The organism is Pseudomonadota bacterium (assembly GCA_039193195.1).
Taxonomy (GTDB): Bacteria; Pseudomonadota; Gammaproteobacteria; order Steroidobacterales; family JBCBZW01; genus JBCBZW01.
This window is the reverse complement of record JBCCWS010000061.1, coordinates 11,712-28,012: the sequence shown is the minus strand read 5'-3', so window position 1 is coordinate 28,012 and position 16,301 is coordinate 11,712. Positions and strand designations below refer to the sequence as shown.

Sequence of the window (16,301 nt, the reverse complement as noted above, 5' to 3'; positions counted from 1 at the left end):
TGTTTCGAATGATCCTCTGTGTAGACTCAATCACGAGGGTTATCTCCATGGTTTTGATTGAAAGTTCGCACTTCCATCAAAGTCGATAACCCTCACTTTTTTCAAGTCAGGTGTCAGATCAAGTCGGAACTAGCACACCTGGATCAACTTTCCAGACGATGCGCGTGCCTCGGCTCGGGACGGGTACGTTCCGCTCTTCCGCGTCAGCATTGTGGGTTTTCGTTTGTGTTGTGTTTCCCCCATCGCACGCTGAGCCCTGTCTCTCTGTCCACCGACCACTGATCCCCTGCCCCCTGTTGCCGCGGCCGCGAAGGCGGCCGCTCTTCGCGCGCCGAAATAGCCTTTACCGGCGCACTCATGATCTCCTCGTGCGCCGCCGCGTAGCGTTCTTCGCGCGGGCCGCTCGCCGCTCTCGTCTTCTGGGAGCACTCAGCTCAAACTCCCCCAGCAGATTTTCCCGCAAGCGCCAACTATCCGCGTAGCGCACATGGTTCACCCACCCCTGCACGCTCGCATCAAACTCACCGAAACTGATCTCCCCTGCTAGCCACGCCTCGTAGCGTTCCCCGAGCCGACGCTTGGCCTGACGCACCTTGCGCCCCTTCACGCGCCGGTGCGTGGGGAACACCACAAACCCGAGCCACGGTATGCCCTCGGCCACAGGCGTCACCTGCGCATGCGCTTCGTGCACGGTGAGCCGAAGGCTGGTCAAGAAGTCGATGATCGCCGCCTTCCACTCCCACAGCTCTCGCGGATTGTTGGAGAACAGTGCGAAGTCGTCCACGTACCGCAGGTATGCCGGGCAACGAAGCGTCCGCTTTACGAACATGTCCAGGCCGTGGAGGTAGCAGTTCGACCAGAATTGCGAGGTGAGGTTGCCGATTGGAAGTCCGCGCGGGCGGCAGGCAGCAAAGAGGTCATCGCCCGGAAAGTAGACGGTTTCGTACTCTGCATCCAGTACGCCTTGGCCGCCGTCGATGATCTGCTGCGCCAGCGCGAGCGTGCGCTCGTCGTGGATCACTTGCCCCAGCAAGCGTGTAAGCACGGCGTGGTCGATCGATGGAAAGTGGCGCACGATGTCCAACCGAAGCACGTGGGAGTACACGCCTGCGAATGCCTGGGCGCGGTCTATGGCGCGATGGCTGCCCTTGCCTAGGCGGTTGGCGTAACTGTCCGGCAGGAAGCAGCGCTCGAACTCCGGTTCGATCACGTTGCATAGGGCGTGGTGGACCACGCGGTCGCGAAAGGGCGCGGCGCTGATCAGGCGGCGCTTGGGCTCGTGGATATAGAAATGGGTATAGCTACCGGGCTTCCAGCGTCCGCTGGATAGTGAGGCCTGCAAGGAAAGCAGGCGATCCGCTACCCGGTGCTCAAAGTGAGCGACGTTTGGCTGGCTGCGCTTGCCCCGGGCGGCGTTGCGCCAGGCCTTATGCAGGTTAGGCCACGTGATGATTCGTTCGAAGCACGAAGAGGAGGCGCTGATGCCCGAGCCGTTAGTCATTTTGTCCCGCACCTACGATCTACTCGCCTGGTTGCTGCCCAAGGGCGAGCGTTTTCCGCGAGTGTATCGCTACACGGTGACGCGGCGCCTACTGGGCGCGGCGATGGACTTGCAAGAAGATCTGTTCCAGGCCCAAGCGCGCCGAGGAGAACTGCGCCTAAGGTATCTTCAAGGTGCGGACGCGGCGCTCAATAGCCTGCGCTCTTACCTGCGTATGGCGCACGAGTGGGCGTGGCTCAACGACGGGCAGTATCAACACGTAAGCCTGATGGTGGCGGAAGTGGGGCGACTTCTGGGCGGATGGCTGCGCCAGACCGAGGCGGCGCTGCGAGAGCGGGGCACCTCGGAGCCGTAAGGCCCAGGAGGTGCCCCTGGGGTTTCTTCGACCGACCGGCAGCAGGCCCGGTGCGGTCAGGACGTCTCCGCGCCATTACGCTACACCTCGCCGCACCCCGCCGACCGTAGTGAACGGGGCATGCCGGCATCCGAGGCCTCGGCGCAACGTGGGAAACACAACACAAACGAAAACCCACATTGTTGTTGCGGATGTTCGGATTGTTCCTGTTCCGATCCGAGGCACGCGCATTGTCTGGATTGTTGATCCAGGAGCCGCCGCGCAACACCCGTGGATCGTGCCGGAGCGCCCTTGCTGGCTAGGTCAGCAGCTTGAGGCTAGCACGGTTTCCGGTGCGAGCACTGGGCAGTAGCCCAAAATCGAAAATTTTGCGCGAAGAGCGGCCGCCTTCGCGGCCGCGGCAACAGGGGGCAGGGGATCAGTGACCAGTGGGCAGAGGCACAGCGCTCAGCGGGCGATGGGGGAAACACAACACAAACGAAAACCCACATCGCCGTAGCGGATGAGCGGATCGCCCCTGCCCCGACCCGAGGCACGCGCACCGTCTGGACCGTAGAGCCAGGAGCCGCCGCGCAACACCCGTGGATCATCACCGCTCAGCTGTGTCTGGCCCTTTTGATCGTACATTTCGTTGAGGCACCACTCCTCCACGTTTCCGCTCATGTCCTGGATGCCATAGGGCGATGCGCCCTGAGGATATAGGCCGACTACCGCCGTTTCCTCCAAGTCGTACTCCCCTGCCGTTCCCTCCAAGTCGTACTCCCCTGCCGTTCCCTCGTCCACGTTGGCTCGACCGCTCTCATACTCAGCTCCCCATGGGTACTTCAGCCCCTCAGTGCCCCGTGCGGCCTTCTCCCACTCCCACTCCGTCGGCAGGCGTACTTCGTATCCAACCTGCTCGCTCAACCAACGACAAAAAGCGACCGCCTCGTACCACGACACCGTCTCCCGTGGACGGTTCCCTTCACTCCAGTAGCCAACAGCCGGTGCCGACTCTCGCTTGGCCCGCCCGTCCCACCACTCATCGTCACCGTAGCCCCGCGCATCGATGAACGCCTGGAACTGCGTATTCGTTACCGGGTAGCGAGACAGCCAAAACGTCTTCAGCTCTCGAGGCTCCAGATCCTCGCCGTAAAGATACGGCCCACCTGGCACCTTCACCCAGTCGATCGCCGGAATACCCTTGGCCGTTAGGCCAACCCCTGCGCGGTCATCCAGCTGGAGGTACCCCAGCGATGTCGCCACCGCATTGCGGGCGGCTGGATGTGCTTCATGGCGTGGGTCCAGGCGCGGCATCCATAGATCCTTGAGTTCCTCACACTGGGCGTCGCTAGGTGCCGCACAGCCGCTCTGCTCCAAGCACTGGCGCAGCACCGCAGGTTGTGCGTGCTTCAGCCAATCGATCACCGGCGTAGGATCGTGCTCGTGCAGCCCTGCGAGAAACACCGCCGCCTCCTCCCAACCGCTGCGCGCCCACCAGCGTGCCGAAGGCCATAAGGTCTCGGCTGGCAAGGTTCCCGCGGCCACCCGAGCCTGCATGCCGCGGGCTACGAAGTACTCTTGCAATAGCTGGTGGGTGAAGCGTACGGTCTCGCCTTCTTCGAGAAGGTTAGCCGCCACGGCCAGGCCCAGCTGCGCCGAGGTGACGTGCCTCCTGGCCTGCGCCGCAGGCATGGCGAGCTGCACCTTCTCCGCGCTCCCAGCCTCGTGCTGCAAGGCCCAAGCAAACTGTCCCAGAGCATCCTCAAGACCGGCGCGACCAGGCGCGTCGATGCCCTTCGAGGCGTCAGACCCGCCGGACAGGTGTCGGTGACGCGCGTTCTCGCGATCGATCAGGATAGTGACGAAGAGTTCAAATAGCTGAGCACGATTCTTCGGCAGTGCGCCGCCCGCGCCGGGCTGCAGATACACCTCGATGAGCATCTTCAGCAGGAAGGGGTTGCGGGAGAGTGCCAGCAGGCTGCGGGGATCGTCTTTCACCGTCTTTGCCGCGCGTAGGGCAACGCGCAGCGACCAATCGTCATCTTTCGGGGGGAGCTGTGCGGCGTCACGCAACTGCCAGAACTGCCCCTCCGTTACGCCATGTTGCTCGGCAGTCGCCCAAGCACTGCGCACTCGGTCACCGCCCGCCAGCAGCCAGAACAGATCTTCTCCCCGCACCTCACCGCTGACGGCGTCCACGGCGCGTAGGTGCCGACTGCAGAAGCGGCGGACACGCGGCTCGTCTAGTGGCAGGATCTCCAGCGTGTCCAGGGACAGGCGAAGATCGTCCACGAAGTCGTTCTTGCGGCACGACGCCACTACCACCGGCACGCGTTCATCGTCCGCCAGGGCGCGGATCGCCTTCGCCTTAGGCTTGCGGTGAGCTGTGGGCAGCTCGTTTAGGCCATCGAGCAACACGGCCGCGCGTCGTTCGTCCAGCAGTCGCCGCCAGTTCTCCCCCAGGGGGTCCAGATGACTGGCGAGAAAGACATCCAGGTCAGCGCCCGGTGCGTTGGCGCCGGTGTCGCCTGAGGGCGGCGCAAGCCACTCTCGCAGGGGCACGAACAGAGGAAGAGGTTTGGCAGGGTCTGCCAGCGCGTCGCGCGCGAGCTGGGCCGCGACGCGCTTTAGCGCATGGGTCTTGCCGGCACCTGGTTCGCCAAGCACCGCCAGGCGCTGCGTGTGGGCAATCGCATCCACCGCGTCCTCCACGCGACGCGACTCCTGGCCCTGGCCGTCGCCGCGGTAGCGCTTGGCGATGAGGTCCATCGCCATCTCCATCTCGTCGTCTGCCCCCACCTTGCTCAAAGATGGCGAGCAGAACTCATGGCCCTCTAGGGGCTCGTAGAACCGCATCGCTTTGTCTACCTTCTGCCGGTAGAGCAGGCCCTGCAGGTAGGCGACTTCTACGCGTCGGGTCGGCGTCTTAACCTGACCGAGGGCGTGCAGCAACGCCTCGACGGCGGCCGCCGTGATGCCGCTGCGCATGTCTATGGGCTGCAGGTCGTTGATCGCGAGCGGGAGTTGCACATCGGGCTCGGCGAGCACCGGAATGATCGGCACGGCGACGTCTTCACGCAGGGCGAAGGTGATCTCTCGCAACACCCAGCGCTTCGCGTCGAGGGCCGCGTGACTGATGACGCAGACCATCGCCGGCGCCTCGCGCAGGTGTTGCTCGATGTGGCTAGGCCAGGAGCGGCCAGCTTCCGTATCCGTTTCATCGCGCCAGCACGATAGGCGGTGAGCATCCAGCGCCTTCTGGATAGCGACGGCGAGGCGCTGGCCGTTGGCGCCGTCGCGGGCGTAGCTGATGAAGACGTTGGTGCGGTCGGCCATGGAGATGCGCAGTGAAGTGGCTAGGTACGAGACGCCTCTGATTCTACGTGGTATCCCCAAACCTCAACAAAGAGGCATTGATGAGCGCAGAGCAGCGGGCGCTTCCTTCATGATCGTCGCGCGCACGTGCCAACGGCGAGTCGAGGCGGCCCCCCATGCCGCCCACTGCCGCTGACCCGATCACACCTGAGCCAGGTTGATTGAAGGCTAAATGTCCGATATTTTTGGCCGTATGTCCGAAGGCTCGGCGCTACTATGACGCAGGCTCTCCTCCAGGCGGATGCTGCCACCCGGGCAGGCATACCAGTCGATCAAGCGACATCGGTGATGGAGCGTTGGAACATTCCATCGGCACGATTTGCTGACTTGCTCGGTGTTTCCGATCGCCACTGGCGCCGCCTCATCAAGCAAGGAGGTACGCTCGGGCTCGCCGAGTCCGATCGCTTCATGCGCGTCAGCAAACTGCTGGATGAATTAGGTGAGGTGTTCGCGAACCACAAGGCGGCGGAGCACTGGCTGAATGCCAACGTCGCTGGCCTCGCCGGGCGAACACCACTCTCTCTGCTCGACACGGATGCGGGCATCGAAGGCGTTAGGACGATTCTCGTGCGAATCTCCCACGGCGTGTTCTCCTAGCGCCCTTGCGACTCTTCCGCCTAACGTCTAAGAAATGGATGCGCGGCGCCTTCGACGGAGAGGGCGCTCGGCTGGTGGGCGGGCGATGGTCATCGCCCGGTCGCCGCGCGGTTTATGCGTCTGAGTCCACGTCTTTAGCGATCCTTGAGACGCTGGTGCACTTGGAACCACGATCGATGCCAGCCCTCGTCGTCTTCGAGGTGCAAGTGCCATCGGAGATCTCGACAACGATCATCACGCCTTCAGAATTACCTGATAACTGGCAAGAGGTCCCTGCCCCCGCCGGTCTAGTGGATTTCGGTAACGCTTGGGTCGAGCGCGCGGAAACCGCTCTGTTGGTAGTGCCATCTGCTCGGGTCCCTACTGAAAACAACGTTGTGCTCAACCCACTCCATCCGGACTGCGAACGCCTATCCATCGGCAAGCCCAGGGCTATCGTTCTGGATAGGCGCCTAAGTTGAATGGAGAACCGGCGCAGACACAAAAGACTCAATGTCGGCGAGGTCGTCCCGTGCGAAAGGGCGAGGCTACTTCCGCGCACTCCGCCCAAACGGTATCCGCAGCTTGTTCATCCGGTAGCGCAAGGTGCTCGAGTTGATCCCCAACAGCGCCGCAGCCCCATCCGGCCCATGCACCTTACCCCCCGTCCGCGCCAGCACCTGCTTGATGTGGATAGCGCTCACCTCATCCAAGGTCAGCACGCGCTCCCCACCCTCTGGGGCTCGGGTGTCGTGGCTCGCGCTGGGGGAGGCAGGCGCCAGTTCATCGAAACTAAGTGCCTGCCCACGCCCAGCACCCACGATAAGCGCACGTTCAATCACGTTCTCCAACTCCCGTACGTTACCCGGCCACCCATAGGCCATCAGCTGATCCACCGCATGCGGCGTTAGCATCGGCACCGTCGAGAGATTCAGGCGCCGCGCCTTCTCGTGGATGAGATGCTCGGCGAGCGCTGGGATGTCGTTCTTACGCGCACGCAGCGGCGGCACGGTAATGGGGAACACGTTCAAGCGGAACCACAGATCCTCACGGAACGTGCGCTCGCGCACCATGGCCTGCAGGTCGCGGTGGGTCGCCGCGATCACCCGAATATCCACGTCGATCGTCCTATCCCCACCCACGCGCTCGATCTCCTGGTTCTGCAGCACGCGCAGCAAGCGCGTTTGAGCGGGGGGCGTTAGCTCGGCGAGTTCGTCGAGGAAGATCGTGCCGCCGTGGGCGCGCTCGAAGCGGCCGCGCTTGCGGCTCATGGCGCCGGTGAACGCGCCCTTTTCGTGTCCGAACAGCTCGCTGTCCATGAGCGCGTCTGGGATGGCGCCGCAGTTGACCTTGATCAGCGGTCCGTCGCGGCGCGGAGATAGCTGATGGATGTGATTGGCGATGACGTCCTTACCTACGCCGGTCTCGCCGAGAATCATCACGGGGCTGGTGTGCACGGCCACCTGCCGCGCCGCGTGCATCACCTCGGCTAGGCCGAAGTCCGCGCCGATGATTTGCTCCGTACCGGCGCCGAGGAGTTCTCCCTGCAGGTAGCGGTTGTCGTCGAGTAGGCGTTCCTGCAGGCGGAGGATCTCACGGTACCGAACAGCGTTCTTAATGGCGATGGCGAAGGGGCTCTTCAGCAGCCCGAAGCGCTCGGCGTGGGCGGCGGTGAACCGATGCTCCCCGGGCGCGGTGATCACCACGCTGCCGACCACCTCATTCTCAATGAACGGATAGGTGCCGAGCACGGAGGTTTCCAGCGGCTCGCCGAGGGCGTCGAGCATGGTGCGTGACAGGGGGTCTTGCTTCGGCTCATTCACCACAAACACGTTGTCGCTCGGCCCCTGGTCGCGAAATCCGGTGATCACCGCTCGCTGGCCGGCGGACATGGGCGTGAGCATGTCCATGGCCTCGCCGTGCTCAGGCGTGGCGACGGCGATCGAGCGAATGGCGCCTAGCTCGTGCTCGTACACCTCCAGATACATCTTGCCTACGGGCATGTGCTCGCGGAGCAGGGCAGCACACGCGCGCAGGCCGTCCTCGGCACGCAGATGCTGGCAGATGGCCGTGGTGGCCTGGTGGAAGAAGGGGTAGAGATCGCCAATTGCCATATTTAGCAATCTTAGTCTTGATTGCAGCATTTACCAAAACGTATTGCAGATAATAGCAATCTCGAATCCTAATTCCCCGTAACTTACTGATTAAGAGCATATCTCGTGTTGGCACGGTAGCTGCTACACAGCACGTGGCCCCAGACGTTCGCCGCCAACGAGGACCTTCCATCATGTGGCTCGAGACCATCACCGTCCGCACCGCTGAGCCGGAACAACTGCATCAGGGACTGGGTGAGCTGATCGAGCAACTGGCCGTGGCCGCCCCCTCCCTGGAGGTGGCCGTGTACTCACGCCATCCGAGCAACAGTGACGTGAGCTTGCACCTGCTGCACGCCGACGACCGCCTTGCCCCTAGCCTTCAAGGCACCCAGCTGGCGCACAGCCTTCGCCTCTACGGCTCCGTGAGCCACGCGGTCTGGCAGCCCGCCAACCTCGAGCACAGCACGCAACAAGGCGGCCGAAGGGCCGTTTCTCACCGTTGCCAACATTACCGTTAGGGAGATCACCATGACCATTACTGCTCACCACCGCATCGCTTTCTGGCTGCTTGCCTCCGTGGCCTTACTGAGCACGCTGATCCCGGGAGGCCCTGTGGAGAACCGTGACTTCTCGCATATCCATCCCGCCGTACTCGGTGCGTTCAACATCTTTTTGACCACCTTAGATTTGGGCGCGCTAGTGCTGGCCGTGTTCGCTCTGCAGCGCCCGCGTCGCTGGGTGGCTGCGTGGGCGTTTGTCGCCGCCATCGGCTTCTTTGGGGTCTATGCGATCGACCTGGCGCAGATCTTCCCGCGATCCCCAACGCCCATGTCTTTCGCGCTGGCCCTGATCGAGGTGCTGGGCATGTGTGCTGCCGTCCCGCTAATGTTCGCGGCGCGCAACGCTGTGGAGTGGGTGGAGACGAGCGAGCCGATGGCGGTGGATAGGCGGTCTATGCCCTTGGCCGCTACCGCAGCGCTGATCCTGATTGGGTTGGGTGTTGTGTGGTTCGCGACGGACGCCGCCATGCAGGAGCGCGCACCGCAGGCGGCTAACGTCTCGATCTTGTCCAACTGACCACTCGCCAGGAGGCAAAGTGATGAAACGCAAACGCATACTGGCGATCAACGGGCACCCCGGTGAGTGGTCCTTGTCGCGCACCTTGGCGGAAGCATACGTCGAGGGAGCCACGTCATCCACCCACGATGTACGCCTCACGCACCTCCATGATTTGCACTTCGACATGGACCACGAGAACGGCGGCTACCGAAACACTAAAGCCCTGGAGCCTGCCCTCGAACAGTTCCTCCAAGACCTCGAATGGGCCGATCACATCGTGATGACCACGCCGATGTGGTGGGGCGGACTGCCAGCGAAGCTCAAAGGGCTGTTTGATCGCAGCCTGCTGCCCGGACGTGCCTTCAACCCCCGCGTCATCGAACACGGCGCACCGAAGCCGCTGCTCACAGGCAAGAGCGCGCGCGTGATCGTCACGTCCGATACGCCTGCCTGGTACTTGCGGTGGGTATACGGCAACGCCCTGTTCCACCAGATCCGCAAACAGCTGTTTCGCTTCGTGGGCATCACCCCCACGAGATTTACCCACCTGAGGCTGGCCAGCCACCCCAAGCCTGGGCAGGTCAGCCAGTGGCAAGACCAACTGCGCTGGCTGGGCACTGTGGCCGGCTGACCTACCAGGAGTACGGAGACTTCCCAATGAACGATATCGACTGGAACTACCCCACCCCTCGCGCAGGGTCGGTTGGCCTGATGGATCGCTTCGTCGGTCCTGGGGCGACGGCGGCCGAGCTTTGGTTGCAGTTCTCACTCGCGGCGCTGGCCATCGTTGGCGCGATCGCGTACGCCGTCTGGCAGGGCGTGGAGTGGAGCCTACCCCAATATCTGCTCGCCGGCTTTCTCGCCTTTGATGTAGTGGGTGGCATCGTCACTAACGCCACGTCGAGTGCCAAGCGTTGGTACCACCGTCCTGGCCAGTCGCGCAGCGATCATTTCAAGTTCGTTGCTACACACATCATTCACCTATCACTGGTCGCGTGGGTGTTCGTGAACGGCCAATGGCCCTGGTCAGCAATGGCCGCAGCCTATCTGTTCGCGGCGAGCTGGCTGATCTTGAGCGTGCCCAAGTACCTGCAGCGACCGGTGGCCCTCGGCGCGTTTGCCTGCGCGATCGTGCTGTGCGATGTGGCGCTGGCGCGCCCGCCGGGCCTCGAGTGGTTCGCGCCCTTGTTCTACTTGAAACTGCTAGTAAGCCACCTGCCCACGGAGGAACCCTATCGACCGCTCGCCAAGGAGGGCTAGCTTGGTGAGAGCGAGGATCCACCTGCATGCGGTGAGCTGTCCATCCCCCGGATGGGCAGCCATCACCGGCCTTGCGATACTGGCGATGGCAATCCTCGGTGGGTTTGCCTTTGCGAGCGTGCATAGCACCCTGCATGTGGCGGGCGATCCGCTCGCCACCGAGTCGGCGCTTCGTGCCAATCTCACGCTGTTCCACGCGACGGTCTGGGCGTGGGTGATCGTGGCGCTGCTGGATTTGTTGGTGGCACTCGGTGTGTATCGCCTGTTTCGAGCCCTTGCCCCACAGCAGACCTTGATCGCGGCTGTGCTTCGTGGGGGCTACGCCCTCGTCTTGATTGTGGCGACGAGTCGTCTCGCTAAGCTATGGATCGATGATGGCTACGCGGCTGGCGCCCTGGGGTTTTCCCAGTTCGAGCAGATCTGGAGTGCAGGATTGGTCCTATTCGGCGCGCACCTTCTCGCCCTTGCGCGCCTTGGCTGGAAAGTGGCTTGGGTGGCGAGACCAGTTGCCATTCTCCTCGGCCTCGGTGGCCTTGGATACCTAGTGATCGAGGGCGGCCAGTCGTTGCTTGGAAGTGCGCTTACCTGGCCGCAGTGGGTGTCGGTCGGGTTTGGGATTCCTATGGTGCTTGGAGAGCTATCGTTCGCCCTGCAACTGCTGATCAGCGCCATCGGTGGCAGGCCTTGCGTGCGCGCCGCCTGCGGCCCACTTGCGTAGGGCGATAACCGTAGTGGTCAATGCCTGCAAATTCTGTTTGGACCGAGCCGACCGCTGCTGGTATCACGCGCCCACGGTCGGCAGGAACCGAGGCGTCGCTGGCTCCTTTTGGAGTTCGCTAAACCGTGCCAGCATCCGCACAGGCATCCACCCCTCTTTCGAACCGTGTAGCCCTCGCCAAGCAGCGACCCGCGAACGCCCCGACCGGGGCTTTGCACGTTGAGGAGAAAGAGATGGCACGTGAACAAGTCCTTGTAGGGACTAACGATCTATCCCGTGCCCGATCGCTCGCCCGTGAACTCGGTGACGCTTAGCCTTCCCACCTGAGCCTCATGAGCATGCTGGCGCGGGCGGCAGGCTTGCGCAATTTCCAGCACCTGCGAGCGGCCTCGAAGGCCCAGCGGTGCCTTAGCCAGCCCCACACGCGCTCCCGACTTACCTAGACTTTGAGCTGGTGGAGCGAGCGCTAGAACACTTCGATGTGCAGGGTCGGCTGGCGCGTTGGCCCAAGCGCAATCAGCTGCGAAAGTTGGTCACGTGGGTGTTTTGGGCCGAACTGCTGGCGCGAGAACCTCTGACTGAGAAGCTGGGCTGGGACTGCTGCGAATTCGGCGACGTCCGACCTCATCGCTCGCCTGACGGCTGCCGCCGCCCGCTCTGACGGCGCCTAGCCAGTAAGTTCGCTGGCGAGACGTGCGGCGGCCCCCCACGCGGGAAACCGCCGCCGGTCATCCGATCGAATCAGCGACTGCCCCCAGGGGGGAGGTTCTGGACTTTTTCATAGGCGCCGACGTCCGGGATCGTACCGCCCCCTGGCTCCGGAACCGGGCTGCCCTCGATATCGCGCGTATAGCCCAGGTCCAGCGCTTCATCGACCGCCGGGCTGGTCGGGCTGATATCGAGGCCGTTGGGCAGGGAGATAAACATCGGGTCGTCGATGAACGAGTCGAGTTCACCGACCGGCACCACGCACACGCTCGTGTCCTTCCACTCGTCGAAGTTCACCGCCTTGGTGCCGAACCCCGAAGAATTTGGATCTGGGATGAGGCAGCGAAAGGTCCTCCCGACGGTCTGCGGGGTGCAGGGCGCGTTGCAGCGGATTTCGTAGAGATTGTTGGAGAAGTCGAGGTTTGCGTAAGCGTCAGGGTCCATGCCTGCTAATTGCACCAATTCTTGTGCCAGTTCGACGCCGGCGCTGTCCTCCCCATCGAAGCTCACGATGTTGTTCTTGAACTCAACGGACTTCATCCCACCGGCCTTGCTGCGGAATCCCGCGTCACGGAAGTTGTAGATGGCGTTGTGATGGACGTTGAGGTCCACCACGTTCTGCACGACGATGCCAAAGCCCGAGGGGGCTTCCTCCGGTAGCGCATCGGAGCCGCAGTTGTAGAACTCGTTGTAAGCGATGAGGATGTCTGTTACCTCGTCCAAGTTGGCACCGCCAAAGGTTGCGCAGACGGCGTTGTCGGTGACCCGCCCGTCGGCGCCGGCGAGCGCATCGTGGATGCTGTTGTAGCGGACGATGATCCCCTTCGAGCGGATCAAGCCGCCGTCCACGATCGCATTTACGTAGACGATGCTCTCCCCGTTGTAGAGCTCGTTCTCTTCGATCAGCAAGCCATAGGCTTCTGTGCCGTCTCCGATGCCGCGCGCGGCGACGGCGTGGCCATCGAGGTTGGTGCCAACGCCATTGATGGAGAACAGGGCCAGGTTGTAAATCTCGTTGCCCTTCACTTCATGCAGGTTGCCGGCGCCCGCGCTGAAATACACCCCGTCCGTGGCGTTTCGGATGATGCTGTTGTAGACCTTGATACGATCGCGCGACCGGGTGAAGCTCATGGCCAGGGTTGGCAGGTTGTGGGCCGTGATGCAGCTGATCTCGATGTCTCCTGCGCCGGTCCCGGCTTGGGTCGGGGTCGAACCCGTCGCGAAGGCACCGTTGGCGCGAGTGATTTCCAGGTCGCGGAAGTGCAGGTGGGCGATCCCCGTCTTGAGGAAGAAGGCAGATTCCGTGTGCGTGGGGACCTGTGCGTCGAATATGGGTATTGCCGATCCCGTGACGCTTTGCACCAGCCCGGGTGAACCGCCGACGGGCGTGTACCAAATCATGTCCGTGGGTCCCCCCGCCGGGCCTCGGCACCACTGTCCAGGGCCATCCAGCACGTTGCCGAAGGTGCCTGCGCTGCAATCGCCGCGGCCGTTGTAGGAGAGCCCCCCATTCTCGAAGAAGCCGCGTACGACGATGCCGTACGTCGGCAGGTCAGCGGAGATATTCTTGGAGTAGATCGCATCTCCGTTTGGCGTGAGCATCTCGAAGGTCCAGCCGGTTATCGAGGTGTCGATCACAAACTCGTTGCGCACGATCGTCGCCCCCGTGCCCAAGAAGGTGATGGGGTTGGCAGCGGTGCCGCTGCGTTGTGGGACGAGCCGACCGTTGATGGAGCCGCGCAGGGTCACGCAGTCACCGGGTCCGATCTCCCCGGCGAGGCCGACCGTGTCCGTCCAGTTGTCGTCATCGTTGAAGTCGTCGACGTTCCAGGCAGTGGCGAGGGAGATTCCTGTCGGATTACTGCCGTCTCCGTTCTGCGACACGCTGAAGGTCTCGAGGCAACTCGGGGGCGTGCTGGCGGGGCAGCTGCTCTCGACACCTGGCGACGCACTCGCGACCCCGAACGCAGAGGCAGTGAGTCCGATAAGGGCAAATCGAATCATTACGGTCTCCAATAGCTAGGGGGCGCTTAGGTTAACTCCCTAGTGTGAACATATCGAGTACGTGGCAATTGGAGACATTGGGTGGCTAAGGGAAAATGTGCTAAGTCAGCGAGTCTGCGTTGCGAGGGGTGCGCAGCAACACGGTGAAGGGCTTAGGCATAGCGGGCGGTGCCTTGGGCATCCGGAGGGGACGCACGGCGCTTCCCTGATGCCGTCGCGCCAGTAAGGGTTGACGAGTCCCGCGGGTTGTACCACTGAACGAAGTGATGGACCCAGGCGCGAGCCTCATCCACGCTAGCGAAGGGTTTTCTTGGGTACGCCGGCGTGTACTTCAACGTCTGGAACAAGCTCTCTGAGTGCGGGTCGTCATCGCTCAACGAAGGTCGGCCGAAGGAGAGTGCGACGCCCAAGCGCTGCAGCGTGCTCAGCATCGTGGCCGCTTTCGTTGGGCCGCCGTTATCCGAGCGCAGCACCCGTGAGGGCTCGTATCGCACGTCCTCGCTGAGGCACGATTTGCGGATCAGCGTGACGGTGTGTTCGGCAGACTCCTCTTCGTGCAGCGCCGAAGCAGACCTGGTCCTGGGAAATTACCCTATTCGCCGCCGCCGTCCGCGGCACGTTCTACCGGTTGTACATGATCGAAGACATCTACAGCCGCAAGATCGTTGGGTGGGAGGCAGAATGGGTTTCGAGTTCACCGCTTTAGTGACTATCGATTGAGTGTCAGGGAGTGTTGCTGGCAGATGGCGCAGCTGCTCAGCCCCGACTGTTCGAATCCGCCTGAACCGGGCCGAGCAGGAACGGGCTCGGCCCGCTTGCGCCGACCTCCCCAGGGATTAGTGTTTGCTCAGTGGGAGTTCTCCCCCCATTCGCTACACTGCTCCGGTCAAACGGGGCGAGCTTGGCCGCATGCGGCTGATCTGGAGGGAGCTTGAGCAGCACGGAAGAGGGCGTGGCGAATCTGGGTAGCGCCGCGAGCACAGACGCGTCCCAGCGCTACAGCGCGAGCACGGCGGCTGCGGTCGTGGTCGCGAACATGATCGGCACCGGCGTCTTCACGTCCCTCGGCTTCCAGCTGCTGGGCATCACGGACGGCTTCGCGCTGCTCATGCTCTGGGGGGTCGGCGGGGTCGCCGCGCTGTGCGGCGCCCTCACCTACGCCGAGCTTGGCGCAGCCCTGCCGCGCTCCGGCGGGGAGTACAACTTCCTGTCTCGCATTTACCACCCCGCCGCTGGCTTCGTCTCCGGCTGGGTCTCCGCCACGATTGGCTTCGCAGCGCCCGTGGCTGCCGCGGCCATCACCTTCGGTAGCTATCTCTCCGCCGTGTTCCCCGCGCTGCCGGTAAAGCCGCTCGCGGCCGGCCTGGTTATCGTGCTGACGATCGCCCACGCCAGCACCCGGGCGAACTCCGCCGGTGTGCAGCGATGGTTCACGATGCTCAAGCTCGCGTTGATCGTGATCTTCTGCGTGGCGGCTCTCGTGCTAGTGCAGGCGCCACAGCCCGTCAGCTTCCTGCCGAGCGCGGCGGGCGTCGATGCGATGCTCTCGCCTGCCTTCGCCGTGTCGCTGATCTACGTGAGCTACGCGTACACCGGGTGGAATGCGGCGACGTATCTGACTAGCGAACTTGAGAATCCGCAGCGCGCGTTGCCACGCGTGCTCGGCCTGGGCACCTTCGTGGTGCTCGTGCTCTACGTGGCGCTCAACTTCACCTTCCTGTACGTCGCGCCGATGAGCGAGCTGGCCGGCAAGGTTGAGGTTGGCTACGTAGCAGCAAGCTTCGTCTTCGGGGACGGGGGTGCGGCGCTGATGGGCACTGTGCTTGCCTTGTTGCTCGTGTCCACGGTGAGCGCCATGACGCTTGCAGGTCCTCGGGTACTCGCTGTGATTGGTCAGGACTTCCGCGCGTTCGGTTGGTTCGCGCGTACGAACGCCACCGGGTTACCGGTGTTCGCTATCGCCTTCCAGTGTGTGCTCGCCCTTCTTTTTGTCTTCGTCTCCTCCTTTGAGGGGATCATCCGCCTGGCGGGCTTCACGCTTGGGTTGAACTCCTTGCTCACGGTGCTGGGCGTGTTCGTGCTGCGGGCGCGTCAGCCAGATTTGCCGCGGCCCTATCGCACGGCTTGGTATCCGCTGCCCCCGCTGGTGTATCTGGCGATCACCGGGTGGACGCTCGTCTACCTTGCGGTGAGCAATGTGACGGAGGCCGCTGTCGCCGCGGGGATCATCGTGTCGGGGCTGGTGTTCTACGCCGTTAGCCGATGGCTCGGCGTTCGAGACTCAGGTGACAGGGAGATCGAAGGCTAACCGGTAGTCCTCGAACGAACCAACCCGCACCGCCTGTGCGGGGCGCCTGCGAATCGGCGCTGGAGAGGTGTTGGCTGTCCGTGGCGCGTGGCTGGTCCCACCTGCGTTTGCGGCCTCAGACGCGCCTCTTGAACGCGGCGGTGCGCAGCCAGTATCCGCGTTGGCAGTTGTCTCGCGCCTTCGCGCTCGCTAACAGCCCTACCTAAGGGTACGAATTGCTAGTGTGCTGTCCCAGAAGTTCGTTGAAAAATACGCGGGTACTTTTCGCCCCTGAGTACGTTGCTCCTCCTCCCGTGGGGCCTGCCACGCTCGTCCTCGCGCCGCACCCAGGAACGAAAAGCTCCGTGCGTATTTTTCAA

13 protein-coding genes and 1 pseudogene are annotated in these 16,301 nt (G+C 63.1%); 8 read left to right on the top strand and 6 right to left on the bottom strand.

The window, feature by feature from the left end; translation table 11 throughout:
- Positions 1-355 precede the first annotated feature (355 nt).
- Positions 356-1,501 (bottom strand): reverse transcriptase/maturase family protein, encoded by a 1,146-nt coding sequence (locus tag AAGA68_25235; GenBank protein MEM9388379.1) that lies wholly within the window; start codon positions 1,499-1,501, stop codon positions 356-358.
- Here AAGA68_25235 and avd point away from each other — a divergent pair.
- Positions 1,482-1,856, top strand: coding sequence for a diversity-generating retroelement protein Avd (gene avd, locus AAGA68_25230; protein MEM9388378.1), 375 nt, complete (start codon positions 1,482-1,484; stop codon positions 1,854-1,856). The genes AAGA68_25235 and avd overlap by 20 nt on opposite strands.
- Here avd and AAGA68_25225 read toward each other — a convergent pair.
- A complete protein-coding gene (locus AAGA68_25225; GenBank protein ID MEM9388377.1) occupies positions 1,738-2,124 on the bottom strand; it encodes a hypothetical protein in 387 nt (128 codons plus the stop codon). The genes avd and AAGA68_25225 overlap by 119 nt on opposite strands.
- 179 nt (positions 2,125-2,303) lie before the next feature.
- On the bottom strand, positions 2,304-5,174 hold the full coding sequence (locus AAGA68_25220; protein ID MEM9388376.1) for an SUMF1/EgtB/PvdO family nonheme iron enzyme: 2,871 nt from the start codon (positions 5,172-5,174) through the stop codon (positions 2,304-2,306).
- A gap of 255 nt (positions 5,175-5,429) precedes the next feature.
- Here AAGA68_25220 and AAGA68_25215 point away from each other — a divergent pair, with 255 nt between their 5' ends.
- On the top strand, positions 5,430-5,810 hold the full coding sequence (locus tag AAGA68_25215; protein ID MEM9388375.1) for an antitoxin Xre/MbcA/ParS toxin-binding domain-containing protein: 381 nt from the start codon (positions 5,430-5,432) through the stop codon (positions 5,808-5,810).
- 527 nt (positions 5,811-6,337) lie between these two features.
- Here the strand turns inward: AAGA68_25215 and AAGA68_25210 are convergent.
- Positions 6,338-7,903 (bottom strand): sigma 54-interacting transcriptional regulator, encoded by a 1,566-nt coding sequence (locus AAGA68_25210; GenBank protein ID MEM9388374.1) that lies wholly within the window; start codon positions 7,901-7,903, stop codon positions 6,338-6,340.
- Positions 7,904-8,076: 173 nt separating this feature from the next.
- On the opposite strand from AAGA68_25210, the gene AAGA68_25205 reads away from it, so the two are divergent.
- From AAGA68_25205 to AAGA68_25185, 5 genes are read left to right on the top strand one after another with little or no spacing between them, the layout of a single operon-like run.
- Positions 8,077-8,403, top strand: a complete 327-nt coding sequence (locus AAGA68_25205; protein ID MEM9388373.1) for a hypothetical protein — start codon at positions 8,077-8,079, stop codon at positions 8,401-8,403.
- 10 nt (positions 8,404-8,413) lie between these two features.
- Positions 8,414-8,962, top strand: coding sequence for a hypothetical protein (locus AAGA68_25200; protein ID MEM9388372.1), 549 nt, complete (start codon positions 8,414-8,416; stop codon positions 8,960-8,962).
- 22 nt (positions 8,963-8,984) lie between these two features.
- Positions 8,985-9,575: an NAD(P)H-dependent oxidoreductase gene (locus AAGA68_25195; GenBank protein MEM9388371.1), complete on the top strand. Its 591-nt coding sequence runs from the start codon at positions 8,985-8,987 to the stop codon at positions 9,573-9,575.
- A gap of 26 nt (positions 9,576-9,601) precedes the next feature.
- Positions 9,602-10,204, top strand: a complete 603-nt coding sequence (locus AAGA68_25190; GenBank protein MEM9388370.1) for a hypothetical protein — start codon at positions 9,602-9,604, stop codon at positions 10,202-10,204.
- Between the two features lie 4 nt (positions 10,205-10,208).
- Positions 10,209-10,922, top strand: a complete 714-nt coding sequence (locus tag AAGA68_25185) for a DUF4386 domain-containing protein (protein MEM9388369.1) — start codon at positions 10,209-10,211, stop codon at positions 10,920-10,922.
- Positions 10,923-11,663: 741 nt separating this feature from the next.
- Here the strand turns inward: AAGA68_25185 and AAGA68_25180 are convergent.
- Positions 11,664-13,634 carry a hypothetical protein gene (locus tag AAGA68_25180; GenBank protein MEM9388368.1) on the bottom strand — a complete coding sequence of 657 codons (1,971 nt, stop codon included), beginning with the start codon at positions 13,632-13,634 and terminating at the stop codon, positions 11,664-11,666.
- 248 nt (positions 13,635-13,882) lie between these two features.
- Positions 13,883-14,107: pseudogene (locus AAGA68_25175) on the bottom strand (integrase core domain-containing protein).
- 458 nt (positions 14,108-14,565) lie between these two features.
- Between AAGA68_25175 and AAGA68_25170 the strand changes: the two are divergent.
- Positions 14,566-15,942, top strand: a complete 1,377-nt coding sequence (locus AAGA68_25170; GenBank protein MEM9388367.1) for an amino acid permease — start codon at positions 14,566-14,568, stop codon at positions 15,940-15,942.
- Positions 15,943-16,301: the final 359 nt, after the last annotated feature.

Coding starts and splice junctions, on each gene's coding strand:
- avd (MEM9388378.1), top strand. CDS start 1,482: ATGCCCGAGCCGTTAGTCATTTTGTCCCGCACCTACGATCTACTCGCC.
- AAGA68_25235 (MEM9388379.1), bottom strand. CDS start 1,501: ATGACTAACGGCTCGGGCATCAGCGCCTCCTCTTCGTGCTTCGAACGA.
- AAGA68_25220 (MEM9388376.1), bottom strand. CDS start 5,174: ATGGCCGACCGCACCAACGTCTTCATCAGCTACGCCCGCGACGGCGCC.
- AAGA68_25215 (MEM9388375.1), top strand. CDS start 5,430: ATGACGCAGGCTCTCCTCCAGGCGGATGCTGCCACCCGGGCAGGCATA.
- AAGA68_25210 (MEM9388374.1), bottom strand. CDS start 7,903: ATGGCAATTGGCGATCTCTACCCCTTCTTCCACCAGGCCACCACGGCC.
- AAGA68_25205 (MEM9388373.1), top strand. CDS start 8,077: ATGTGGCTCGAGACCATCACCGTCCGCACCGCTGAGCCGGAACAACTG.
- AAGA68_25200 (MEM9388372.1), top strand. CDS start 8,414: ATGACCATTACTGCTCACCACCGCATCGCTTTCTGGCTGCTTGCCTCC.
- AAGA68_25195 (MEM9388371.1), top strand. CDS start 8,985: ATGAAACGCAAACGCATACTGGCGATCAACGGGCACCCCGGTGAGTGG.
- AAGA68_25190 (MEM9388370.1), top strand. CDS start 9,602: ATGAACGATATCGACTGGAACTACCCCACCCCTCGCGCAGGGTCGGTT.
- AAGA68_25180 (MEM9388368.1), bottom strand. CDS start 13,634: ATGATTCGATTTGCCCTTATCGGACTCACTGCCTCTGCGTTCGGGGTC.